General features: G+C 61.7%; 20 protein-coding genes. 5 read left to right on the forward strand and 15 right to left on the reverse strand.

Annotated elements, in window-relative coordinates:
* Position 1 precedes the first annotated feature (1 nt).
* From purB to EGJ68_RS11390, 3 genes are read left to right on the forward strand one after another with little or no spacing between them, the layout of a single operon-like run.
* Complete coding sequence (purB, locus tag EGJ68_RS11380; RefSeq protein WP_123034639.1) at positions 2-1,378, forward strand: adenylosuccinate lyase; 1,377 nt, start codon at positions 2-4, stop codon at positions 1,376-1,378.
* Between the two features lie 6 nt (positions 1,379-1,384).
* A complete protein-coding gene (locus EGJ68_RS11385) occupies positions 1,385-2,497 on the forward strand; it encodes a JmjC domain-containing protein (RefSeq protein ID WP_123034640.1) in 1,113 nt (370 codons plus the stop codon).
* A complete protein-coding gene (locus tag EGJ68_RS11390) occupies positions 2,487-3,410 on the forward strand; it encodes a GNAT family N-acetyltransferase (protein WP_233248777.1) in 924 nt (307 codons plus the stop codon). The genes EGJ68_RS11385 and EGJ68_RS11390 overlap by 11 nt, the downstream gene beginning before the upstream one ends.
* 48 nt (positions 3,411-3,458) lie before the next feature.
* On the opposite strand, the gene EGJ68_RS11395 is transcribed toward EGJ68_RS11390, so the two are convergent.
* Genes EGJ68_RS11395 through EGJ68_RS11425 form a run of 7 tightly spaced genes read right to left on the reverse strand, consistent with a single transcriptional unit; the run spans position 3,459 to position 13,359 of the window.
* Positions 3,459-4,805: an L-cystine transporter gene (locus tag EGJ68_RS11395; RefSeq protein ID WP_123034641.1), complete on the reverse strand. Its 1,347-nt coding sequence runs from the start codon at positions 4,803-4,805 to the stop codon at positions 3,459-3,461.
* 32 nt (positions 4,806-4,837) lie between these two features.
* Entirely contained in the window at positions 4,838-5,155 is a 318-nt protein-coding gene (locus tag EGJ68_RS11400) for a Rieske (2Fe-2S) protein (protein ID WP_123034642.1), read from the reverse strand.
* Between the two features lie 47 nt (positions 5,156-5,202).
* The gene (gene meaB, locus EGJ68_RS11405; protein WP_123034643.1) at positions 5,203-6,162 is read right to left on the reverse strand and encodes a methylmalonyl Co-A mutase-associated GTPase MeaB; all 960 of its coding nucleotides are present in this window, start codon (positions 6,160-6,162) and stop codon (positions 5,203-5,205) included.
* 4 nt (positions 6,163-6,166) lie between these two features.
* Positions 6,167-8,329 (reverse strand): methylmalonyl-CoA mutase, encoded by a 2,163-nt coding sequence (gene scpA, locus EGJ68_RS11410; RefSeq protein WP_123034644.1) that lies wholly within the window; start codon positions 8,327-8,329, stop codon positions 6,167-6,169.
* A 23-nt stretch (positions 8,330-8,352) separates the two neighbouring features.
* A complete protein-coding gene (gene mce / locus EGJ68_RS11415; RefSeq protein WP_123034645.1) occupies positions 8,353-8,763 on the reverse strand; it encodes a methylmalonyl-CoA epimerase in 411 nt (136 codons plus the stop codon).
* A 10-nt stretch (positions 8,764-8,773) separates the two neighbouring features.
* Positions 8,774-11,587 (reverse strand): ATP-binding protein, encoded by a 2,814-nt coding sequence (locus EGJ68_RS11420; RefSeq protein ID WP_123034646.1) that lies wholly within the window; start codon positions 11,585-11,587, stop codon positions 8,774-8,776.
* Positions 11,588-11,625: 38 nt separating this feature from the next.
* Positions 11,626-13,359 carry an acyl-CoA carboxylase subunit beta gene (locus EGJ68_RS11425; RefSeq protein WP_123034647.1) on the reverse strand — a complete coding sequence of 578 codons (1,734 nt, stop codon included), beginning with the start codon at positions 13,357-13,359 and terminating at the stop codon, positions 11,626-11,628.
* A gap of 315 nt (positions 13,360-13,674) precedes the next feature.
* Here EGJ68_RS11425 and pabB point away from each other — a divergent pair, with 315 nt between their 5' ends.
* Positions 13,675-15,033 carry an aminodeoxychorismate synthase component I gene (pabB, locus tag EGJ68_RS11430; RefSeq protein WP_123034648.1) on the forward strand — a complete coding sequence of 453 codons (1,359 nt, stop codon included), beginning with the start codon at positions 13,675-13,677 and terminating at the stop codon, positions 15,031-15,033.
* Positions 15,034-15,242: 209 nt separating this feature from the next.
* Here the strand turns inward: pabB and thrH are convergent, their stop codons facing one another.
* The 7 genes from thrH to EGJ68_RS18140 form a co-directional block, all read right to left on the reverse strand.
* On the reverse strand, positions 15,243-15,860 hold the full coding sequence (gene thrH, locus EGJ68_RS11435) for a bifunctional phosphoserine phosphatase/homoserine phosphotransferase ThrH (RefSeq protein WP_123034649.1): 618 nt from the start codon (positions 15,858-15,860) through the stop codon (positions 15,243-15,245).
* Between the two features lie 83 nt (positions 15,861-15,943).
* Positions 15,944-16,918, reverse strand: a complete 975-nt coding sequence (gene cysB, locus EGJ68_RS11440; protein ID WP_027948222.1) for an HTH-type transcriptional regulator CysB — start codon at positions 16,916-16,918, stop codon at positions 15,944-15,946.
* 129 nt (positions 16,919-17,047) lie between these two features.
* A complete protein-coding gene (locus EGJ68_RS11445) occupies positions 17,048-17,947 on the reverse strand; it encodes a 5'-nucleotidase (protein WP_123034650.1) in 900 nt (299 codons plus the stop codon).
* Between the two features lie 83 nt (positions 17,948-18,030).
* Complete coding sequence (locus EGJ68_RS11450; RefSeq protein WP_123034651.1) at positions 18,031-19,380, reverse strand: alanine/glycine:cation symporter family protein; 1,350 nt, start codon at positions 19,378-19,380, stop codon at positions 18,031-18,033.
* Positions 19,381-19,398: 18 nt separating this feature from the next.
* On the reverse strand, positions 19,399-20,415 hold the full coding sequence (locus EGJ68_RS11455) for a D-cysteine desulfhydrase family protein (RefSeq protein WP_123034652.1): 1,017 nt from the start codon (positions 20,413-20,415) through the stop codon (positions 19,399-19,401).
* Entirely contained in the window at positions 20,415-20,750 is a 336-nt protein-coding gene (gene yajC, locus EGJ68_RS11460) for a preprotein translocase subunit YajC (protein WP_027948226.1), read from the reverse strand. Before yajC ends, EGJ68_RS11455 begins: the two co-directional genes overlap by 1 nt.
* A 105-nt stretch (positions 20,751-20,855) precedes the next feature.
* Positions 20,856-21,011, reverse strand: coding sequence for a hypothetical protein (locus EGJ68_RS18140; RefSeq protein ID WP_158283627.1), 156 nt, complete (start codon positions 21,009-21,011; stop codon positions 20,856-20,858).
* Positions 21,012-21,210: 199 nt separating this feature from the next.
* Here EGJ68_RS18140 and EGJ68_RS11465 point away from each other — a divergent pair, with 199 nt between their 5' ends.
* Positions 21,211-22,917, forward strand: coding sequence for a class I adenylate-forming enzyme family protein (locus tag EGJ68_RS11465; protein ID WP_158283628.1), 1,707 nt, complete (start codon positions 21,211-21,213; stop codon positions 22,915-22,917).
* 72 nt (positions 22,918-22,989) lie between these two features.
* Here EGJ68_RS11465 and EGJ68_RS11470 read toward each other — a convergent pair whose 3' ends face one another.
* Positions 22,990-23,439 (reverse strand): nuclear transport factor 2 family protein, encoded by a 450-nt coding sequence (locus EGJ68_RS11470; RefSeq protein ID WP_123034654.1) that lies wholly within the window; start codon positions 23,437-23,439, stop codon positions 22,990-22,992.
* Positions 23,440-23,449: the final 10 nt, after the last annotated feature.

A 23,449-nucleotide genomic window follows, 5' to 3' on the forward strand; every position in this document is an offset into this window, starting at 1 on the left:
CATGGAACTCACCGCACTCACCGCCGTATCGCCGATCGATGGCCGCTACGGTGCACGCACCGCAACCCTGCGCAGCGTGTTCAGCGAATTCGGCCTGATCAAACGGCGCGTACTGGTGGAAGTGCGCTGGCTGCAGCAGCTCGCGCAACTTGCCGCTGTGACCGAGGTGCCGGCGCTGTCAGAGCAGGCCAGCGCCGCGCTGAACACCATCGCCCGTGACTTCAGCGAAGCAGACGCACAGCGCATCAAAGCCATCGAGGCCACCACCAATCACGACGTCAAGGCGGTTGAGTATTTCATCAAGGAGCGCTTTGCCGGCAACGCGGAGTTGGAAAGCATTGCTGAATTCGTGCACTTTGCCTGCACCTCCGAGGACATCAACAACCTCTCCCACGCACTCATGCTGCGCGATGGCATGCAGGATGTGTTGCTGCCGACCATGCAGCGGCTGCTGCTGGCCTTGAGTGAACTTGCCGTTGCCCATGCCGATACCCCGATGCTCTCCCGCACCCACGGCCAGACCGCGAGCCCTACCACCATGGGCAAGGAAATCGCCAATGTCGTCGCGCGCCTGCGGCGCCAGCTCGCACAACTGGAAGCAGCAGGTTACCTGGGCAAGATCAACGGTGCAGTGGGCAACTACAACGCCCACCTGAGCGCCTACCCCGAGGTGGACTGGCAGGCCAATGCGGAAGCGTTTGTTACCGGTCTGGGGTTGGGCTGGAATGCCTATACCACCCAGATTGAGCCACACGACTACATGGCAGAACTGTTCGACGCCATGGCGCGTTTCAATACGGTGCTGATCGACCTCGATCGGGACCTGTGGGGCTACATTTCCCTCGGCTACTTCCGCCAGCGCACAGTGGCCGGCGAGGTGGGCTCCTCCACCATGCCGCACAAGGTCAACCCGATTGATTTTGAAAACTCCGAAGGCAACCTGGGGCTCGCCAACGCGGTATTCCAGCACCTGGCCAGCAAACTGCCCATCAGCCGCTGGCAGCGCGACCTCACCGACTCCACCGTGCTGCGCAACATGGGCGTGGGCTTCGGCTACAGCCTGATTGCCTACGAAGCGAGCCTCAAGGGTATCGGCAAGCTGCAGTTGAACGAGGCGCGCCTGGCGGAGGATCTGGAGCAGAGCTGGGAGGTCCTCGCGGAGCCGATTCAGACGGTGATGCGTCGCTACGGTATCGAAAAGCCCTATGAAAAGCTCAAGGAACTGACGCGCGGCCAGGACATGAGCCGGGAGACCCTGCAAACATTCATTGCCACGCTGGAGATTCCTGCAGCAGCCAAGGAGTCCCTGCTGGCACTGACACCAGCTGGGTACACCGGTAACGCGGCGGCGCAGGCGCGCGCCATCCGCGAGGACTAGCGCTCCGTGCAGGGGCTGCAGCCGGCACTGTTTCTGGAGCGGTACTGGCAGCGCGAGCCACTGCTGCTGCGCGCCGCCGTCCCCGGCTTTGTGCCGCCGGTCAGTGCCGACGAACTCGCTGGCCTGGCCATGGAGGATGAGGTTGAGTCGCGCATCGCCGAGTGCAGCGGTGCCGCAGACAATGCCAGCAGCTGGCAACTGCACCACGGGCCGTTTGGCGCCAGTGATTTTCAGCGCCCGCACCCCTGGACACTACTGATCCAGCGCGTCGACCAACTACTGGACGAGGTCGCCGAGCTGCGGCGCCTGACCGATTTCATCCCGCGCTGGCGCCTCGATGACATCATGGTGAGCTACGCCACGGACGGAGGAGGCATCGGCCCCCACTACGACCTGTATGACGTCTTCCTGCTACAGGGCGAGGGAGAGCGCACCTGGCGGATCGGTCAGCGCTGCAACGCGGATACGCCCCTGCTGGCGCATGCTGACCTTAAATTACTGGCAAACTTCGACTGCCAGGCTGAGTACACCCTGCGCTGTGGCGATGCACTCTATATTCCACCGGGGGTTGCGCACTGGGGCATTTCCCGCGGCGAGTCCACCTGTTTCTCACTCGGTTTCCGAGCGCCGCGCATGGCGGACCTGCTTTCGCGCCTCACTGATACACAACTGGAGCGAACGCCAGACAACCTGCTACTGCGTGACGCCGGGCGCGAAACAGCCAGCCGGTGTGGGGAAATTACGGCCGCCGACACCGCGCGGGCGCGCGAGCAGATCCAGGCCCTGCTGGCCAGCGCCCGCGAGGACAGCTGGTTTGGCGAACTGGTGACCGAGTCCAACAACGAACCCCTGGCGTCGAACGATGTGCAGCAGCTAACCGCCCAGGTGCAGGACGGCAACGGGGTGCGCCTGGCGCCGGACGCCCGCGTGGCCTGGCAGCACAGCGAGAGAGAGGGCCTGCGGGTGTTTGCCAATGGCGCAAGCTGCAGCGCGCCGGAAGCGCTGCGCGACTGGCTGGCTCAGCTCTGTGCAGACCACGTAGTGCACTGGCCGGGCGGCGAGAACACGATGCCCGTGCTACAGTTCCTGATGCAACAGGGAGCATTGGATGTCGAGTGAACCGACACAAGAGCTGGACGTGCACACGGCCGCCTGGGACCAGCAGCAGGATACCCTGCGCGCGCTGCGCGAGACGGTATTCATCCTGGAGCAGGGCGTGCCACGCGATATCGAGTGGGATGGCCAGGATGCCACTGCCGTACACGTGCTGGGCACCTTGCAGGGCGAGCCGGTGGCCTGTGGGCGCCTGCTGCCGGGTGGCAAAATCGGGCGCATGGCCGTGCTCGCCCCACACCGCGGCCGCGGCTACGGGGCCGCCGTGCTGGAAGCGCTGATCAACGCGGCGCGGGAGCAGGGCCTGGAGACGGTGTACCTGCACGCGCAGCAGCACGCCGCAGACTTCTACGCGCGCGCCGGCTTTGTACCCGAGGGTGAGCCGTTTACCGAGGCTGGCATATCCCACGTTGCCATGCGCCGTGATACAGGCCTCGGCAAGGTCTACGGCAATGGCATTGCCTACCCGGAACCGTTTACCCGCTGGGCCGTGGCCCTGTGCCGCAATGCATCACGTGAAATCTGCATACTCAGTCACGACCTGGATCATCGCGTCTTCGATGACAGCGAACTCGCCACCGCACTGAGTGCTCTCGCGCGACGCGCCCCGCAGTCACGGGTGCGCATTCTGGTCAGCGACTACCGGCCCATGATCCAGCGCGGCCACCGCTTGCTGGCACTGGCGCGCCGGCTCCCCTCCTCCATCATTCTGCAGCAGCTCAATGAACACCCCGACTGGAAGGGAGAGACCCTGGTGCTGACGGACCGCAGCGGCGTACTCTGTAAACCGGCAGAAAGCGACAAGGCAGCATTCTGCGAACCGGACTCGCGGGCACGCGCGGAACGCTACCGTGATTTCTTCGAGGAGTTGTGGCGCCACAGTGGGCCGCATATCGAGTTTCGCAGCGTGCCGCTTTAACCTTGCAGGCGCCGCCTGCAACGCACGGGTAGAGCGGGCCCACTCACGTTAATCACGCGCAACGGCAGCACCCAACCAACGCTGCGTCACCACACCCGCAGTCATGGCACCGTTCACATTGAGCGCCGTGCGCGCCATGTCGATCAACGGCTCAATGGAGATCAACACGGCGGCGACTGTGACGGGAAACCCCATGGCGGGCAGCACAATCAGCGCGGCAAACGTCGCGCCCCCGCCGACACCGGCCACGCCGAAGGAACTGATGGCAATAACACCCACCAGGCCCGCCATGAAGTCCCAGGCCAGCGGGTCTATGCCCATGGAGGGTGCGATCATCACCGCCAGCATGGCAGGGTAAATCCCCGCGCAGCCGTTCTGCCCGATGGTCGCCCCCAGCGTGGCCGACAGATTGGCTATAGGTGTGGCCACCCGCAGTTTCTCCACCTGGGTTTCCACGTTGAGCGGAATGCTGGCGGCAGAGCTGCGCGAAGTAAAGGCAAACGCGAGCACCGGCCAGACCGACCGAAAATAATGACGCAGGCCAACCCCGTGCACGCCCAGCAGCAGCGCATGAATGGCGAACATGATGCCAATGGCGAGGTAAGAGGCCGCAATAAACGCGAGCAGATTGACGATGTCCGCGGCATCAGAGCGCGCCACGACACCCCCGATCAACGCGAGAATTCCGTAGGGGGTGAGCGCCATGACGATATGCACCAGACGCATCACAATCAATCGGGTGGTATCGACAAAGCCCTCTATCTGGGCGCCACGCTCCGGGTCTGTACGCGCAACCTGTAGCGCCGCAATGCCAAACAGGATGCCGAATATCACCACCGCGATAATGGATGTGGGACGCGCCTCCGTGAGGTCGTAGAAAACGTTGGCGGGCACAAAGCGCACCAGCATGTCGGGCAGCCCCAGCCCGGCAACCGTCTCATAACGCTGCGCAAGTGCTTCAGCGGAAGCAAACTCCCGCGCGCCCTGCGTGATACTGTCGGCACTCAAACCAAACGCACTGGTGACCAGGATGCCCACCACCGCCGCTATCATCGTGGTTGCAATCAACAAACCGACCACAGCGCCACCGATTTTGCCCAGGTCCGCCACTGCACGCATCTTCAGCACGGCGGCCACCATCATCACCAGCACCAGCGGCATAATGATCATGCGCAAGAGGCTGACGTAGCCACTCGCCACAATACCCGTCCACTGCAGTGTGTTGGTGAGCAGCTGGGTGTGCCCGGGCCAGGCGAACTGCAGGGCCAGCCCGTAGAGTCCACCGGCCACCAGGCCGGCGAGAATCTGCCGCGAGAGCGGCCAGCCGCGGCTGCGCAACCGGTACAACAGGTAACAGAGGGCAATAAAGCACAGCAAATTGACTAGCAGGGGCATGGCAGTTCCTTGGGGCTGAGGTGAAAACGGCGTCAATCGGGGAGCATGCACCCGACTTCATTGCCCTCGTAGACCAGTGGCCAGGTTTTCAGTGCGCGGCAGGGTTCTTCAGAGGCCTGCAACAGCGCGCCGTCCGTCAGCCGAAAGCGGTAACGGTGCAGCGGGCACTCGATTACGCCATCACGAATCGACGCCACATCGAGTGCATGCTCCCGGTGCGGACAGCGGGACTCGAACAGATACAAGTCGCCATCCTGCATCGCCAGCAGCAACGCCAGCTCATCGATGCGAAATTCGCGCCGGTAACCTTCGTGCAGATTGATCAGTTTTTCCAGCGGCCGGAAGCGCATGCGGGCACACTCAGCGGAGAATCACAAAGGCATAGTAGCAGCTGGGATCAGAGCAGGTCGATCAGCTGGCGCGCCGCGGCGTAAGGGGTGGTTGTACCCTCCTCCACCGCCTGTTCCAGTTCCGGCAGCAGCGCGCGTATGCGCGGGTTCTGCTGCAAGCGCTGCAGCAAAAGGTTGTTCAACAGCGAGCGCATCCAGTCACGGTTCTGCCGCGCGCGCTTGGCGTTGAAAGCGTTTGCCTTGCGGGCCTCGGTCCAGTAATCCACCAGCATGCCCCAGACCGCATCGATATTGCGATCCTTCAGGGCCGAGCAGGTCATGACCCGCGGGGTCCAGAACGTGGTCTGGCGCAACAGGTGCATGGCGGCGTTGTAGTGCTGGCCGGTCTGCTTTGCCAACTGCTCGCTGTCGCCGTCGGCCTTGTTGATCACCAGTGCATCCGCCAGCTCCATGATGCCGCGCTTGATGCCCTGCAGCTCATCGCCGCCACCGGGTAGCATCAAAACCATAAAAAAATCGACCATGCCGGCGACCTGGTATTCAGACTGGCCTACGCCCACCGTCTCCACCAGGATGACGTCGTAACCGGCCGCCTCACAGAGCAGCATGGTTTCGCGGGTTTTCTGTGCCACACCGCCCAACGCCCCCGCGGCCGGCGACGGACGAATAAACGCCTCCTCGCGCCGCGAGAGCATCTCCATGCGGGTTTTGTCGCCCAGGATAGAGCCACCGGTGCGCGGCGAGCTTGGGTCCACCGCCAGCACCGCCACGCGCTTGCCCTGGCTGATGAGGTAGAGGCCAAACGCTTCGATGAAGGTGGATTTACCCACCCCGGGCACACCGGAGATACCCACCCGAATGCTGTTACCGGTTTTCGGCAACAGTGTTTCAAGCAGGGTCTGGGCGCTCTCGCGGTGCGCCGCAAGCGAGCTTTCCACCAGCGTGATGGCCCTGGCGAGGGCACGGCGATTACCCGCCTGCAGAGCTTCCAGATCGACAGCTGTCATGGCGTCAGGCTTTGCCCTGTGCCTCGTTGACCGCATCCAGCACTTCGCGAGCGCACTGTGGAATAGGCGTACCGGGACCGAAAATGCACTTCACGCCCGCCTCATAGAGGAAATCGTAGTCCTGGCGCGGTATCACACCGCCCGCAATCACCACAATATCATCGGCGCCCTGCTTGCGCAGTTCTTCGACCAGTGCCGGCACCAGAGTCTTGTGCCCGGCGGCCAGCGAAGAGGCGCCCACCACGTGCACATCGTTTTCAATGGCCTGACGCGCCACTTCTTCCGGGGTGGAAAACATCGGCGAGAGGTCGATATCAAAGCCAACGTCGGCAAACGCTGTGGCAACTACCTTGGCGCCACGATCGTGGCCATCCTGGCCCATCTTGCACACCAGCATGCGCGGCCGGCGGCCGTATTTCTCAACAAATGCATCGATATCCATACTGATACCCTGCCAGTTTTCATCGTGCTGGAAAGCGGAGCCGTAGACGCCGGATACAGTTTGCGCCTGGGCATTGAAACGTCCGTATTCGCGCTCCAGCGCAAAGGAGATCTCCCCTACCGTTGCGCGGCGGCGCGTCGCCTCGATGGCCATTTCCAGCAAGTTGCCTTCACCACTCACTGCCGCCTGGTAGAGCTGTTCGAGGATATCCTCTACAGCACCTTCGTCGCGCCCCTCGCGCACGCTGGCGAGGCGCGCCAGCTGGGATGTGCGCACGGCGTCGTTGTCGATCTGCAGTACATCGACCTCGCTGGCATCGTCAGTGCGGTACTTGTTGACGCCCACAATCACGTCTTCACCACGGTCGATGCGTGCCTGCTTGCGCGCGGCCGCCTCTTCAATGCGCAGCTTGGGCATGCCGGTTTCAATCGCCTTGGCCATACCGCCGGCCGCCTCGACCTCTTCAATGAGTTCCCAGGCCTTGTCCGCGATGGACTGGGTCAGGCTCTCCATCATGTAGGAGCCGCCCCAGGGGTCCACCACATTGGTAATACCGGTTTCTTCCTGAATAATGAGCTGAGTGTTGCGGGCAATACGCGCCGAGAACTCCGTCGGCAGTGCAATCGCCTCATCCAGCGCGTTGGTGTGCAGTGACTGGGTGCCACCGAATACCGCCGCCATGGCCTCTATCGTCGTGCGCACTACGTTGTTGTAGGGATCCTGCTCCGTCAAGGACCAGCCGGACGTCTGGCTGTGCGTGCGCAGCATGGAGCTCTTGGGATTCTGCGGTTCGAATTCCGCCACAATCCGGGCCCACAACAAGCGGGCCGCACGCAGCTTGGCAATCTCCATGTAGAAATTCATGCCGATGCCCCAGAAGAAGGACAGCCGCGGCGCAAATTCGTCGATGCTCAGGCCCGCCGCCAGTGCCGTGCGGATGTATTCCTTGCCATCCGCCAGTGTGTAGGCCAGTTCCAGGGCGGCATTCGCTCCCGCTTCCTGTATGTGATAACCGGAAATGGAGATGGTGTTGAAACGCGGCATGTTCCGCGAGCAGTGAGCGATGATGTCACCGATGATCTTCATGCTCGGCGCCGGCGGATAGATATAGGTGTTGCGCACCATGAACTCTTTCAGAATGTCGTTCTGAATGGTGCCCGCGAGCTCTTTTTGGCTAACGCCCTGCTCTTCCGCGGCCACGATATAGCCCGCCAGAATGGGCAGTACCGCCCCGTTCATGGTCATGGATACCGACACCTGGTCCAGCGGGATACCGTCGAACAGGATCTTCATGTCCTCCACGGAGTCGATCGCAACGCCCGCTTTGCCCACGTCGCCCGTCACACGCGGGTGATCGGAATCGTAGCCGCGATGAGTGGCCAGGTCGAAGGCGACGGAGATGCCCTGCCCGCCCGCAGCCAGTGCCTTGCGGTAGAATGCGTTGGAGGCTTCCGCCGTAGAGAAGCCCGCGTACTGACGAATCGTCCAGGGACGACCGGCATACATGGTGGCCTGGGGGCCACGGATGTAGGGCGACAGGCCCGGCATGGTGTTGGTGTACTCAAGCGCCTCGATATCCTCGGCGGTGTACAGTGGTTTCACCGCGATATCTTCCGGCGTCTGCCAGGTCAGTGTATCCAGCCCTTTGCCACGCAGGCTTTTTTCCGCTTCTGCGCGCCAGGCCTCAGGGTTGGCTTCATCCCGGTTATAGATCTTGTCGCTCATAATCGCTGTCTCCGCTCGCCCGCTCAGTGCTCGTCGCCGGGCTGGTTAATTTCAATGAGTACGCCGTCACAGCTCTTGGGGTGAATGAAAATCACGCGGGAGTTGTGCGCACCGGGTGTCGGCGCCTCCGAGAGGAACTGGTAGCCTTTTGCTTTCAGGCGCGCTACATCTTCCTCGATATTGTCCGAGCGGAAGCAGAGGTGATGCAGTCCGCCTCCACGCTTCTCCAGGTAGGTGGCGATAGGCCCCTCCCCGTTGAGCGGGTGCACCAGTTCGATATTGGTTGGCGGCAGGGGGAAGAAAGCCGTGGAGGTCTTCGCCGGCACAACGTCCTCAGTGCCTTCGAAGGGCAGCCCGAAGTCTTCCATGAAACGCTTGATGGCCTTCTCGAAGTCCGGCACGGCAATGGCAATATGATCCAGCGCGGTAATCATTCGGAGCTCCTCAGATAACTTGCTGCAGAAAACGTGCGGTGGATTCACGGCGCTGCAATGCAACCGCCTCGGGAGACACTTCCTCGATCTTTTCGTCCGGTGTCACCTTGAACAGGGTCTGTCCCTTGTGGATGATCACACCGTCGGTATCGATTAGCACTTTGTCTACCGTGCCGGCGAACGGCGCGTAGACCTTGTTGAACATCTTCATCACTTCAACAATGTACAGCGGGTCACCGGCTTCAAAGTGATCACCCTCCTGCACATAAAGCTCATGCTGGGGGGATTCCCGCCCGTAGAACATACCGCCGCTTTCGGCGAGAATTTCGTCAGACTTTGCCACTGGCGGCGGCACCAGCACCTTGGCCATGCGGTGCTGCAGATCGCCGTCGAGCAGGCGCTCGGGAATGTGAACGGTGAGATCCTCGTTGACCGTGAGGTCAAAGAAGCCCGTCGTCTCGGCAATACTGGGCAGTACTGCGAGGATATCCGCCCCGGACTGGAAGCCCGCATGCGCCGCGCGCACCTGCGTCCAGCTCTCTGTCGTGAACCCGTCAGGTACCGCGGAATCGGCCAGTACGCTCTGCAACTGCACCCAGTCGCCGACATCCAGCCGCTGCGACAGCTCGGTGTAGAAATCGAGCGCGTCCTGCAGCAGGTCGTGATCGTGATCCCAGACCACGGTAGCAGCGGGTGCCTCCGGGCTGTAGTCCATGTTCAGGAAGTGGTAGGTGTCGGCGAGCATTTCGATCGGGTTTTCGTTCCAGCTCACTTTGCCGTCAATCAAGGTATAACAGTCGCGATTGATGCTCAGCCATCCCGCCAGGATGTGCGGTTCTGCCAGCAAACGCTCGAGAGGCCGCAACAGCAGGGTGGACTTCAGCTCCAGGCTGGTTTTGAGTGCTTTTGCCGCCTCTTCACCCTGCTCCTTGAGCGCCGCCCGACTGATTTGCTGCCACGCGTAGTCGATATCGAGCTTGTCCGCCTGGGCCTTCAATTCCCCCACGGCCGTGAGATAGGGCACGATAAACCGGGTCGTTGGCCGCGCGTTGATATTCTGGCCAATGAACCAGTTGACCAGCCCGTAGTGAAACTCCAGGTTGGTCGCCAGGTCCTTGCCGCGCATACGGGTACGGCGTATCACCTCGGCCATGCGCTCGTAGGTTTCCAGGCGCGTGTCACCCACGGTCAGCAGCAGGGCGATGTTGGAGTCGTAAGCACCCGCGAGGGTGTACTTCATGAAGACGTCAGTATCGGGATTGTGCAGGCTGATGCCCTGATCGTCGCGAATTTCACCGTCCAGTGCATCGCTCCAGCCTTCAATAACACCACCGGCCGAAGGCTGCAGCGCCTGGTTGGTAGCATTCAGCCGCGCTTCCACCGAGTCGTTGTGACGCAGCACGCGCTCCGGGCACGGCAAAGCAGAACCATGCGCGGCCAGCAGCACCATGGCTTCCACCAGTGACTGCACAATAAAGAAGTCGCGCTCATCGTCCGGGTTGGTGAACTTCAGCGAGTAGCAGAGCTCCGTCACCCGGTGCTCAACCTGGATGCGGGTGTTCATTTCCATGAAGAAGTGCTTGTCGCGATCGACAATACACTCGAAGGTGGACACAGAATCCAGGCCTACCGCCGCACCAAAGCGCGCCGCTTCGTCTTCCATTTCTTCCAGGGTCAGGAGGTCCTGGCGCAACACCTCCGCTTCCGTGCTGTTTCCCGACGCCTCCGCCTGCGCCAGTGCAGTCTGCAATGACTCGATCGTCACTGATACCTCAAGCAGCTTCTGCTCGTGCATCTGCAAGGAACAGTCGCGACCACCCAGGGTGATGCACCAGTCGCCATTGCCGATCACCTGGATTTCCTGGTGACGGGTGGTTTCGATGTTCAGTTCAACGAGAACGTTTTTGTTGTCGCCGACCCCCGTTGTTTTCACCTCGTTGAGAATTTCCCGCACCAGCTCCGGCGTGCGCTCTGCCTCGCCAATACCGAGAATACGCTGGCCCTTGCCGCCACCGCCGCTGATCGCCTTCAGGCGCACGCGGTTCTGCGGGTAATCCTCGGCCATCCTTTTCACAGCCTCGGTGAGCGTTGCACACAGTTCGTCCACTGTGTAGAGGTCCACACCCTTCTCGTAGGAAGCCGCCAGTACGGTGTCCGCTTTGTCTTCCAGGGTGATATCCGGGTTATCCAGCTGTTCGTTGTCGACCGCAAGGTCGTTGGCGGCACACAGGGCTTTCAGTGCGGCAACGTCAGGGTGCTTCTTGAGCAGCGTGAGCGCAGTGCCGTTGTCGATACCGGGGGTGACCGAAACACCCGCCTTCAACGCCGTACGCTTGGCTTCGTCCTTGAGGCCCGCATCGTGCACCGTGCGCGAGCAGGGGCCGATAAAGTTAAGGCCGGCACGCTCCATGGCCGCCACCATGGCCTGGTCTTCCGCCATGAAGCCATAGCCGGCGAAAATGGCGTTGTAGCCGTTGTCGTGGGCGATACTGATGATTTGCGCAATGCGCTGGTCGCGTTCTTCCTTGTTCGCCCCGGTGTAATCCGGCACGCGGTGGACACGATCAGGGTCCGTCAACGAGCGCAGTTCAGGCGCCTGGGCGTTGCGGTAGACAATCGAGTCTTTCTCCGAAAGCAGGATACCGAAATGCTCGATACCCATCTCGGTGAAGACATCCATCGCTTCTTTGCGAATGGGGCCGCGACAGATAATCAGCGGCCGCAAGCCCGAACAATCGAAGCGACGCACCCAGGCGGAGGGGTGCTCCGCCAGGCGACGCTCGCGGTGAATCAGGGGATTGCGCAAGTAAAATTCGTTGGACACGCGGTATTTCCTCAATCAGGCGATGGCCGTGGCCGTGGTCAGTGAAATTCGCGCTGCACGGAGGCAAGCGGTTCAGGCGTGTAATGCCGCAGGCAGAAATCCATGTGCTCGGCCAGTACCGTGCGCAGGTCTGAAGGCATGACGATCTGCGAGATAGAGCCGAGGCTCAGCGCCTCATTCGGGTTCATCAACTCCTGCTCGTAACGCTGGGCAAGTGCCTGCTCTTCCGACTTTACCCAACCCTGCACGAGTTGCTCCGCTGCTGAGCGGGCATCCTCATCCGACAGACCGGCCGCTTTTTGCGCGTCGGTCTCGGCGGCGACTTTGCCCGCCACGCTGCCGCGGATACGCCGCAGCTCGTCCTTGTAGACGTACTCCACGCCGGCCGGCCCCATCACCGCTACGCGAGTGGTCGGTAGCGCTACCACGAAGTCTGCCCCGGTGGGGTAATTGTTGTAGGACGCGTAGGCACCGCCGAAGGCGTTGCGCACCAGCACCAGGAAGCGCGGCGTGCGCAGGTCGACGATCGCATCCAGCATCGCGCGACCGGCCTGCACAATACCGCCGGCCTCCTGCTCGCGCCCGGGCAGGAAGCCTGTGGTGTCCTCAAGGAAAATAATCGGGATGTTGTACAGATTGCAGAAGCGGATAAAGCGCGCGTTCTTGTAGGCTGCGGCGATATCGATCTGGCCCGACGCCACCGCAGAATTGTTCGCCACAAAGCCGACAACGTTGCCGCCCATACGCCCCAGCGCGGTGATAGTATTGCGTGCACGTTCCGCCTGGATCTCCAGGAAGTCACCATGGTCGCACAGTTGCTGAATCAGGATGCTGATATCCACCGGAGTGTTGTAGCCCGTGGGTGAGTTGAACGCTTTCTTCAGCAGGATATCGATGTCCCAGGTCTTGCGCGTAACCGGGTCAGAGGACGCCTGGTAAGGTGCCAGGGCACTGTTATTATCCGGCAGGTACTTGAGCAGTTCGCGCACCTTGCGCAACGCGGCGACTTCATCGGGCACCACGAAATCGGTCACACCACTCTGGCTATGTACACCGGGACCACCCAGTTCATCCGGCGTCACATCCTCGCCCAGCACCGACTTCACCACCCCGGGACCCGTGAGGCCGAAGAAGGTGTCGTTGGGCTGAATCAGAAAACTGCCCTGCCGCGGCAGATACGAACCACCGCCGGCGTTGAAACCGAACATGCACATGATGCTCGGCACAACACCCGAAATCTTGCGCAGTGCAGTAAAGGCATCTGCGTAACCGTCGAGCCCGCCTACACCGGCAGGGATGTAGGCACCGGCCGAATCGTTGAGGCCCACCAGCGGAATCTTGCGTTTCGCCGCCAGCTCAAACAAACGCGCCAACTTCTTGCCGTTGGTGGCATCCATGGAGCCTGCGCGCACGGTGAAATCGTGGCCATAAATGGCGACATCGCGCCCGTTGACCTTGACCAGCGCCGTGACCAATGAAGCACCATCCAGATTCGGGCCCCAGTTCTGGTAAAGCACCGTGGGCGCTTCATCCGCGAGACACTCGATACGCTCCCAGATGGTCATGCGCTTCTTCTGGTGCTGACGCTGTGTATTGCGCACGCCAGCGGCACGCAGCGGACGCTGCTGCAGCTCCCAGCCCGCCTTCAACGCCTTTTCATACAGGCCGGGTTGCGAAGCCACCTGGCCCGGCACGCCAAACTCCCGCTCGGGCGCGCTGGCGAAGGGGTTCTGCAGAGACGCAATCAGTTCTGAATCAGTGCTTTTCTTCATTCTGTTTCCCATGCTGGTACGTTACCGCTCCGTGGAAGCCGGCAACAGCTTCTACCTTCTGTCGAGGTTCCCGGGTTTACATGCGACGGCGGCCGGGCTTACGATGACTGCCCGCCCGAATTCGGCGCACCACATTAATTCCATGCCCCTTGAATGTCAATTTAACGACACTCAAATACGAGTGTCGAAGACCTCGCAAATGCTCAGGTTTTCCCGGCCAGATACCGAAGATTGCGTAGTTTTTGCGTTGGTTTCCTACGAATATATGAGGTGTAAACATTTGACCTCCCCCGTCTGGCGAGCCGGGGTGGCGTCGTGAAACTGCATATCGACGAGCTGCCCTGGCAAGCGGATAGTGCGCCATTGTACGCGGCGTTGCGCGACCTCCCCGGCGCCGCCTGGCTGGACAGCGCACAACCCTGGGCCAGCGGCGGTCGCTATGACATCCTGGTGGCGGACCCGATTGCAGAAACGCCACAGGCCCCCGCTACCAGCGCGACAAACAGCTGCTGGCAGCGCTACCTGCAGGCGCTGGCCGACCTGCACCGGGAGCGGTATGCGACTATCGCACCCGCCAGTCAGCGCCTGCCCTTCTGTGGCGGACTGCTGGGCTACCTGGGCTACGAGCCCGGCAACACCCTGCATGGGGTAACGCACCCCGGCGCATCCCAGCCCACCTCGCCCGCTGCCGCCATAGGCTGCTACGACTGGTGTATTGTGCAGGACCATCTATTACAGCGCTCAGCACTGGTGGCCATGCCGTGGGTTGCGGGCAGCGCGCGGGCCGACATTCGCGCCAGGCTGGCAACGGCCAATCACGCCTTGCGGCCTTTCACCCTCGGCGGCAGCTTCCAGCCCGCCATGAGTCGCAGCGATTACCACAGCGCCTTTACCCACATTCAGGACTACATTGCAGCGGGCGACTGCTACCAGGTCAACCTTGCACAACGCTTTGACGCCACCTACGACGGCGACCCTTTCACCGCCTACTGCGCCCTGCGTGAAGTGGCTGCGGCACCCTTTTCCGGCTATCTCGAGCCCGCAGCGCAACAGGCGCTGCTGTGCCTGTCACCCGAGCGCTTCATCTCCCTGCAGGGGCAACAGGTAGAAACCCGCCCCATAAAAGGTACCCGCCCTCGCTTTGCCGATCCGGCGCGCGACCTGCAAAGCGCCACCGCATTGCGGGAAAGCCCCAAGGACCGTGCGGAAAACCTGATGATTGTGGACCTGCTGCGCAACGACCTCGGGCGCAGCTGTGTGCCGGGCAGCATCCATGTCGAACAGCTGTTCGCACTGGAGAGCTATCCCACCGTACACCATCTGGTGAGCACTATCCGTGGCGAGCTGGCGGCCGGGCGCGGACCAATCGACCTGTTGCGCGACAGCTTTCCAGGGGGCTCCATCACCGGCGCGCCAAAACGCCGCGCCATGCAGATCATCGCCGAACTGGAACCCTGCAGCCGTGAGGCCTACTGCGGCTCACTGCTGTATGTCAGCGCCGATGGCCACATGGACAGCAACATCGCCATCCGCAGTCTGGTCGCCAATCACGGCAGCCTGCGCTGCTGGGGCGGCGGCGGCATTGTGGCCGACTCCGAGGTCGACCAGGAATACCAGGAAACCTACGACAAGGTCGGACGCTTCCTCAGCACACTGGAACAACGATTTCGTTAACGGTGTTGGCAGCATGCACGCTGCCATCAAGCCCCGTGGATGGGTTCTCGACGATTCAAACAGGCCTCGCGGGGGCGCGTGTGCCCGTGTGGGGTATGCAGGACCGTTGGCAGCATGGATGCTGCCATCGAGCCCCCATGGATGGGTTCACGGCGAGTCCAGCATACCCCACACGGGCATGCGCGCCCTACCCACCCAAGCCACCAGCATCAAACACTCAACGCCCGCGCACTAGCCTCAACAAACGCCTGCTTCAATGACGGAAAGTCATGCAGCGCCTTGAACTGCGGAAATTCGTCAATCACATTCTGCGGCGCGTGGAACAGCAGACCGACATCCGCCTCTGCCAACATGGTGGTGTCATTGTAGGAATCCCCCGCCGCGATAATGCGGTAATGCAGACTGTGCAGGGCCTGCACCGAAGCCCGCTTGGGATCCTTCTGCCGCAGCTTGTAGTCCACCACCCTGCCCGACTCATCCACTTCAAGACGGTGACAGAGCAACGTGGGCCAGCCCAACTGGCGCATCAGCGGCGCCGAGAATTCATAGAACGTGTCCGACAGGATGATCACCTGAAACCGCTCGCGCAGCCAGTTGAGGAACTCGGCGGCACCCGGCAGCGGTTCCAGCGTGGCAATCACCGCCTGGATATCGTCGATCTTCAGGCCGTGCTCATCCAGCAGGCGCAGGCGCTGTTTCATCAGCACATCGTAGTCGGGGATGTCGCGGGTGGTGGCGCGCAGGGCGTCAATGCCGGTTTTTTCCGCAAACGCAATCCAGATTTCGGGGATGAGCACCCCTTCCAGGTCAAGGCAGGCCAGTTCCACGCGGTATACTCCAAGAGGCTTTCAGGAAGCGGCCCAATCTACCCAAGCACCGCACGGGCCACAAGCGCAACGGGCACAAAAAATCAGTACACAGGCAACTCAATGTCCGCGAACAGCGCCTCCAGCTCGGCTTTGCTGTGGTGTGCAAACGCTTCCTTGACGATATCCCGGGTCAGATGCGGCGCAAAGTCCTCAATGAAGTCGTACATATAGCCGCGCAGGAAGGTGCCGCGACGGCAACCGATGCGGGTCACGCTGCTGGCAAACAGGCGCGTGGCATCCAGCGCCACGAGGTCCGAGTCCGCGCGCTCATCGTAGGCCATGGCGGCAACGATGCCGATGCCGAGCCCCAGGCGCACGTAGGTTTTGATGACATCGGCATCGGCAGCGGTGAACACGACTTTGGGCACCAGACCGCGTGCCACAAAAGCCTCATCGAGCTTCGAGCGCCCGGTGAAACCGAACACGTAGGTCACAATGGGGTGCGCGGCTACGTCTTCCAGCGTCAGCTCGGAAAGCTGGGTCAGGGGATGATCGCGAGGCACCAGCACACAGCGGTTCCAGCGGTAACACGGCAGCATGATCAGGTCACTGAACAGCTCCAGCGCCTCGGTGGCGATGGCGAAATCCACCGTGCCATCCGCCGCCATTTCGGAAATCTGCATCGGTGTGCCCTGGTGCATGTGCAGCGACACGTCCGGGTAGCGTTCAATGAAAGAGCGGATGGTCGCGGGCAAGGCGTAGCGCGCCTGGGTGTGCGTGGTCGCAATCGAGAGGCTGCCCTTACGCTCGTTAGAGTACTCCTGGGCCACCTGTTTGATGCTCTCCACCTTGCGCAGCACTTCCCCTGCCGTTTGCAAAATGGCCTCCCCCGCCGGCGTGACGTGGGTCAGATGTTTACCGCTGCGGGCGAAGATCTCCACGCCCAATTCGTCTTCGAGTAAACGGATCTGCTTACTGATACCCGGCTGCGAGGTGTACAGGCTCTGTGCCGTTGCCGACACATTCAGGTCGTGGTGGGCGACTTCCCAGATGTAGCGCAGTTGCTGCAGTTTCATACCCAAACCTCTCACCGCACGCGCTCACCACAGGGCCGCGGTGAGCGGGAGCTTATACAGAATAGTAGTTAAAGCTGGCTGTTGCCAAGAGCAATGGAATAACAGACCCGTGGAATAAGACACCGCAGGCTAGCGGTTGGCAACACCGTGTGGCACATGGCCGGTGGCAATGTGCGGACTGGCGAGCTGGCAGTGCGTCTCCTGATCGTCAAAAAACACATCCGCCTGGTAGGCGCGCAGGAACTCGGTCTTGTTCAGGCCACCGAGAAAGATGGACTCATCAATACGAATATTCCAGGCGCGTAGCGTGCGTATGACGCGTTCATGCGCCGGCGCCGAGCGCGCAGTCACCAGCGCCGTGCGTATGGGTGCCTCACTGGCGGGAAACGCCTGCTGCAAACGATGCAGGGCCGCGAGAAAGGGTTGAAACGGCCCGCCACTCAACGGTGTGCGCGCGGCTGCGCGTTCGCTGGCAGTGAAGGCTTCCAGCCCCTGCGACTTGTAGACCTGTTCGGCCTCATCGGAAAACACCACGGCATCGCCGTCAAAGGCGAAGCGCAGCTGGTCGGTGCCTGAATTGCCGCTCTTGTTGGACACCAGCGTGGCCGCGGCCACCCCACAGGCGAGCGCATAGCGCACATCCTCGGCTTCGTTGGAAAGAAACAGCTGGCACCCGAAGGCATTGATATAGCGCCAGGGGCTTTCACCGCCACAAAAGGCCGCCCGGGTGATCGGTAGCTCGTAGTGCTGGATGGAGTTGAACACGCGCAGGCCGGTGTCGGCACTGTTGCGCGACAGCAACACCACTTCCACGCCCACACTGTCGCCCAGCAGCGAATTCAACCGCAGCATTTTCTGCACCAGCGGGAAGGCCTCGCCGGGTGCCAGCGGCTCTTCTTCGTGAGCGATCTGGTATTCGGAATAGGCCTTCAGGCCGTCCTGTTCGAACACCTGATGGCTGGCATCCAGGTCGAACAGCGCGCGCGAAGAAATCGCGATAACCAGCTTGTTGGGGGTTTCATCTGCCATGGATGGCAGTGTAACCGCAACCCTCCTGCGCGCCTAGCGGCCATAACACGGGATGCCGGGGCGCGCCGAGAGGCCGCTGCAGCTCAGGCCTCCGGTGCAGGCTGACCGTCGAAATAGGCCCGGCTGATGCGAAACACCAGCGGCGCCAGCAGGATCAGCGCAATCAGGTTGGGGATGGCCATGAAGGCGTTGAGGGTGTCGGCAATCAACCAGACCAGCTCGAGATCGATCAGCGTACCCACCGGAATGGCCAGCACCCACAGCAGCCGAAAAGGCAGGCTGGCACGAATGCCAAACAGGAATACCGCGCAACGCTCGCCATAGAATGACCAGCCAATCATGGTGGTGAAGGCGAACAGGCAGAGCCCCAGGGTCACCACGTATTCACCCCCGGGCATGCCTTGGGCAAACGCCATGGAGGTCAGGCTGGCGCCACTGACACCGGTGGGCAGTACATCCATGATAACGATGACCAGCCCGGTCATGGTGCAGACGATAAGCGTGTCGATGAACGTACCCAGCATGGCGATCATGCCCTGCTGCACCGGCTGACTGGTCTGCGCCGCCGCGTGCGCGATGGGCGCGCTGCCGAGGCCTGCCTCGTTGGAAAAAATGCCGCGCGCAACACCAAAGCGAATCGCGGCCCACACCGTCGCCCCGGCAAAGCCCCCCGCTGCGGCCGAGCCACTGAAGGCTGCGTTGACGATGGTGACTACTGCCGCTGGAATCGCCGTAACGTGGGTGACCAGTACCAGCACCCCCATGAGGATGTAACCCAGTGCCATCATCGGTACCAGCCAGCTCGCGACGCGCGCAATCCGCTTCACACCGCCAAGAATCACCGCGGCGACCAGGCCCATCAGCACCAGTCCGGTTGCCAGTGGTGGCACCGCGAGAAAGTCCTCAAGAACCTGCGCCACCGAGTTGGACTGCACGGTGTTGGCAATACCAAAGCCCGCCAGGGTACCGAAAATCGCAAAGGCCCAGGCCAGCCAGTGCCAGCGCTGGTGCAGCCCATTGCGAATATAGTACATGGGCCCACCACTGTAGTTCCCCGCTGCGTCCTGCTCCCGGAACCGCACAGCGCAGACTGCCTCGGCGTATTTGGTTGCCATACCCACCAGCGCCGTAATCCACATCCAGAACAGGGCACCCGGGCCACCGAGCACCAGTGCAGTGGCGACCCCGGCGATATTGCCGGTACCGATGGTTGCCGAGAGTGAGGTCATGAGTGCGCTGAAGGGAGAAATATCACCCTGCCCCTGCCCTCCCCGGCCGCTGAGAAGAAGGCGGAATGCGCGGGGGATATTGCGCAGGGTGAGAAAGCGCAAGCCTATGCTCAGATAGAGGCCAGTGCCCAGCAGGAGAACCAGCATCACGGGGCCCCAGGCCCAGCCATTGATTGTGGTGACGAATTCGCCGAATGCCTGCATGATTACTATGACCCTGAATTAACCGCTGGCGGCGGTGTGTAAGAAACCGAACTGGTCCGCCTGCGGGAACACACCGAATACGCCCCCGGAGTGCAGAAATACAATATCGCGCTGATCGTCGAAACGGCCCGTCGGCAGCTCTTGAGCGAGCCCATGGAAGGCCTTGCCGGTGTACACCGGATCGAGCAATACGCCTTCCAGTGCCGCCAGGTCTGCGATAACCCGCAATACCTCAGGGCTCGCCACACCGTAGCCCGCACCGACGTACCCATCGATCACACGCGGTGTCACCGTTGCTGCGGGTTGGCCGGGGAAACGGCTGCGCCAGTCCGCTACATCCGTCGCGACCTTATTGAGGAAATACGCCTCATCGTCACAGACGTTGACGCCCCAGACCGTAAGCGGCAGAGCGTGCAGGGCCGTGCCCAGGGTGAGGCCCGCCTGGGTGCCGCCGGAACCCGTGGCGGTCACCAGGTGAGCCGACTCGATATCGGCTTGGGCAAGGTCCTCGCGCAGTTCCTCACAGGCGGCAATGTAGCCCCAGATACCGAGGCCATCGCTGCCGCCGGTGGGAATAATCAGCGCCTTTCTACCCAACCCTGCGTAGTGCGCTCGCCAGCTTTCAAGCAAGGCGGGCAGTTCAGCAACATAGTGGCTCTTGGGGTAGCAATTGATGGTGGCACCGGCCAACTGACCGAGCAGGTAGTTGCCCTGACCCGTGAACGGCGTGTCTCCACGCAGCACGAGGTGTGCCGAGAGGCCGGCCTGTGCCGCGGCAAAAGCCGTTGCGCGACAATGGTTGCTTTGCAGACCACCGCAGGTGATCAGCGTGTCGTAGCCTTCGGCGAGCGCATGCGCAATGATAAATTCGAGTTTGCGCACCTTGTTGCCGCTCAACAGACAACCCGTCAGGTCATCGCGCTTGATCCAGAGGCGCTTGCCACAGCCCCAGCGCTCAGTGGCCCGGGGCAAGTACTGCAGGGGCGTGGGGCGCTGGGCCAGCGCAATCCTTGGCGGCAGCGCAAGCCCTTTCATTAGCCGATGGACTTGAGTGTTCCTTTCGGCAACACCGCGTGGATATGGATGCGCTGGAACTTCATGTCGACATTATTCGCCACGTTCAAGACCACATAGTTGTCGTCGAGCCCGGTGATGCGGCCGAGGATTCCAGAGCTGGTCACCACTTCGTCGCCCTTGCCGAGCGCGGCCACCATCTGCGCATGCTCTTTCTGCCGCTTGCGCTGTGGGCGGATGGCGATGAAGTAGAACAGCGCGAACAGCCCCACCAGAAATACAATCTGGAAGATCTCGCCGCCACCCTGGGCGCCACCCTGGGCTTGGGCGTGAGCACTGGCAATGAACAAACTCATGACAACTCCTTGCAGCCTGCGCCGACTGGCGCGAGCGGTAACGGGGGGAAAATAACAGGCGCCAAATGTACAGCGAAACCCTCGTTGCTGCAATCTGGCGGGCAGTCAGGACTGCAGGTCGAGGTCGTACACCATGATTTGTGGCGCGTGATCGGAAAAACGCTCGGCCATATGGGCGTCCTGCTGCGCCAACCAGTCGTGAAATCCCTTGCGCGCGGCGCCGCGGATGCCGTTGGTATTGCCGGTTAAAGTGGTCGCCACTGCGTGTCCCCGCTGTCAGGTCCATGAGCATTGGCGCGAGGTACCTGCACCGGGCAAAGCGCGCCAGTGTAGCGGAATGCACCGGCGCCGTTCAATTCGCCACAGGCCGCCGGCAATACTGCCCCTGCCATCGCCGCTTGTGTATCATGCCCCGACTTCAACCCGTATCCCTGACGACGACTGGAGACTACTGACCGCCATGAATGATGTCGCCGCCCTCAGCGCGAACCTGCGCGCCGCCGCCGAACAACTGACTGCTCCCGGAGCGCCCTTCGAACTCAAAGACTGCACCATCAATGGTGTCGCCATGCGCTGCTACGCCAATGCACCCGCCACCCTGCGCGACGCGCTGGATGCCGGTCGTGCCCATGGTGACAAGACCGCAATCACCTACGAGGATGAACGCTACACGTTCACGGAATTCTTTGCCGCGGCCGACCGCTTTGCACACTATCTGGTGCACCAGGCGGGCATACGCAAGGGGGACCGGGTTGCCATCGCCATGCGCAACTACCCGGAGTGGATGTTCGCATTTGTCGGCATTCAGGCAACGGGCGCGATCGTTGTCCCGCTCAACAGCTGGGGGCGCGCGGAAGAGCTGGGCTATGCATTGAACGACGCCGGGGCGCGGCTGGTCGTCTGCGACCTTGAGCGCCACACGCTGGTGCGTGCGCAGCTCGCCGAGCTGGACTGCCAGGCGGTGGTGGTGCGCAGCGGTTCCGCAGACATCGCGCCGGCAACGCGCTGGGAGGCGACCCAGGAAAGCCCGGCACAGGCGCCAGAGGTGGCGCTGGATAGCGAAGACCTGGCAATGATCATGTACACCTCGGGCACCACCGGCAAACCGAAGGGTGCGGCTTCAACCCACGCCGCCATCTGCCAGGCACTGCAGAACTTCGAGCTGATGGCCTACGTATCAGCCATGACCAACCCCGAAGTCATCGGCAAGATGATGGGGTCGGGCTTTGAGCCCTGCACCCTGCTTGCGGTGCCGCTGTTTCATGTGTCCGGCTGCTACGCCATTTTCCTGCTCAACCTGCGCGGCGGTCGTAAAACCAGCATTCTCTACAAATGGGATCCAGAAGAGGCGCTCAAGGTCATTGAGCGCGAGCGCATTACCGTTTTCACCGGTGTGCCGGCCATGACGATTGCCATGCTCGAATCACCAGCCTTTGAGCGTGCCGACACGCGCAGCCTGTTCTCACTCGGTGCGGGTGGCGCGGCCTGCCCGCCACACTTGAAAGATCTCATTTACCGCAAGGTTCCCGATGCCTACCCGGGTACGGGTTACGGCATGACCGAAACCAATGCGACTGGCAGCAGCTGTACCGGCGAAGCGTACCGCCTGCAACCGACGGCGGCGGGCACCATTTCCCCCATCGTCGATATGCAGAGTGTAGACCCGGAGGGCAATGTACTGCCGGCCGGGCAGCCCGGCGAGCTGATGGTGCGCAGCCCGACCAATGCGCGGGAATACTGGAACCTGCCCAAACCCACCGCGGAAACGTTTGTCGATGGCTGGGTGAAAACCGGCGATATCGGTTTTGTGGACGAATACGGTTTTGTTCACGTGGTTGATCGCATCAAGGACATGGTCATCCGCAATGGCGAAAACATTTACCCGGTCGAAGTGGAAGGCGTGTTGACCGCCCATCCACAGGTGATTGAAGCGTCAGTCTATGGGCTGCCCCACCCGGACCTTGGCGAGGAGCTGGCGGCCACGGTAAATGGCGCAACCGATCTTGAGGTTGACCACTTGGTGAGCTACCTGCGTGAGCACATGGCGGGCTACAAGATACCCACCCAGTGGCGCTTTACGCAGCAAGCGCTGGTGCGCAACGCCACTGGCAAACTGCTGAAACCCGATATTCGTGCCGCGCACCTGGCACAGTGGCCACACCGCTAGCACGGCACAGTCAGCGGGTGCCTCAAGGCACCCGCAACCGCGTTTTTACCGGGGCTTATCCCCAGCGCCGGTTCAGAGTTCCATGAAATCAGGTGTGTTGAACACCCAGCTCTTTTCCTCCGCACGGCGACGTATACGCCAGCCCTGCCCTGTGCGCACATACTCATCAACGTACCAGAGGCCCAACAGGAAAACGTGACGCCCCCCATCCGGCAATGCCATTTCCATCGGGTTGAAGCACATGACACGGCCGGTCGCCGTGTCGCCATTCACCACGAACTGCAGGTTGGCGTTCAGGTGCTGGCTGTTGGGGAAGATGCCATCGGAAACCGCATCCTTGAGGTAGGCAATGGTCTCCTCGAGGTTGCCGACTGAACCACCGAAGGCCGAGTAATCAACGTGTGCGTCCTCGGTGAATACACCGCGCAGGTCATCGAAGGACTTGCTGTCGATCAGGTGCGAGTAGTGGAATACGAGATCCTGCAGTTCCAGACGGTCTGACAGTTCCTGTTGTGATAGCATGAAAATTCTC

This window comes from Haliea alexandrii (assembly GCF_003719295.1).
GTDB classification, from domain to species: Bacteria; Pseudomonadota; Gammaproteobacteria; order Pseudomonadales; family Halieaceae; genus Haliea; species Haliea alexandrii.

Coding starts and splice junctions, on each gene's coding strand:
- purB (WP_123034639.1), top strand. CDS start 2: ATGGAACTCACCGCACTCACCGCCGTATCGCCGATCGATGGCCGCTAC.
- EGJ68_RS11390 (WP_233248777.1), top strand. CDS start 2,487: ATGTCGAGTGAACCGACACAAGAGCTGGACGTGCACACGGCCGCCTGG.
- EGJ68_RS11395 (WP_123034641.1), bottom strand. CDS start 4,805: ATGCCCCTGCTAGTCAATTTGCTGTGCTTTATTGCCCTCTGTTACCTG.
- EGJ68_RS11400 (WP_123034642.1), bottom strand. CDS start 5,155: ATGCGCTTCCGGCCGCTGGAAAAACTGATCAATCTGCACGAAGGTTAC.
- meaB (WP_123034643.1), bottom strand. CDS start 6,162: ATGACAGCTGTCGATCTGGAAGCTCTGCAGGCGGGTAATCGCCGTGCC.
- scpA (WP_123034644.1), bottom strand. CDS start 8,329: ATGAGCGACAAGATCTATAACCGGGATGAAGCCAACCCTGAGGCCTGG.
- mce (WP_123034645.1), bottom strand. CDS start 8,763: ATGATTACCGCGCTGGATCATATTGCCATTGCCGTGCCGGACTTCGAG.
- EGJ68_RS11425 (WP_123034647.1), bottom strand. CDS start 13,359: ATGAAGAAAAGCACTGATTCAGAACTGATTGCGTCTCTGCAGAACCCC.
- cysB (WP_027948222.1), bottom strand. CDS start 16,918: ATGAAACTGCAGCAACTGCGCTACATCTGGGAAGTCGCCCACCACGAC.
- EGJ68_RS11445 (WP_123034650.1), bottom strand. CDS start 17,947: ATGGCAGATGAAACCCCCAACAAGCTGGTTATCGCGATTTCTTCGCGC.
- EGJ68_RS11450 (WP_123034651.1), bottom strand. CDS start 19,380: ATGCAGGCATTCGGCGAATTCGTCACCACAATCAATGGCTGGGCCTGG.
- EGJ68_RS11455 (WP_123034652.1), bottom strand. CDS start 20,415: ATGAAAGGGCTTGCGCTGCCGCCAAGGATTGCGCTGGCCCAGCGCCCC.
- yajC (WP_027948226.1), bottom strand. CDS start 20,750: ATGAGTTTGTTCATTGCCAGTGCTCACGCCCAAGCCCAGGGTGGCGCC.
- EGJ68_RS11465 (WP_158283628.1), top strand. CDS start 21,211: ATGAATGATGTCGCCGCCCTCAGCGCGAACCTGCGCGCCGCCGCCGAA.
- EGJ68_RS11470 (WP_123034654.1), bottom strand. CDS start 23,439: ATGCTATCACAACAGGAACTGTCAGACCGTCTGGAACTGCAGGATCTC.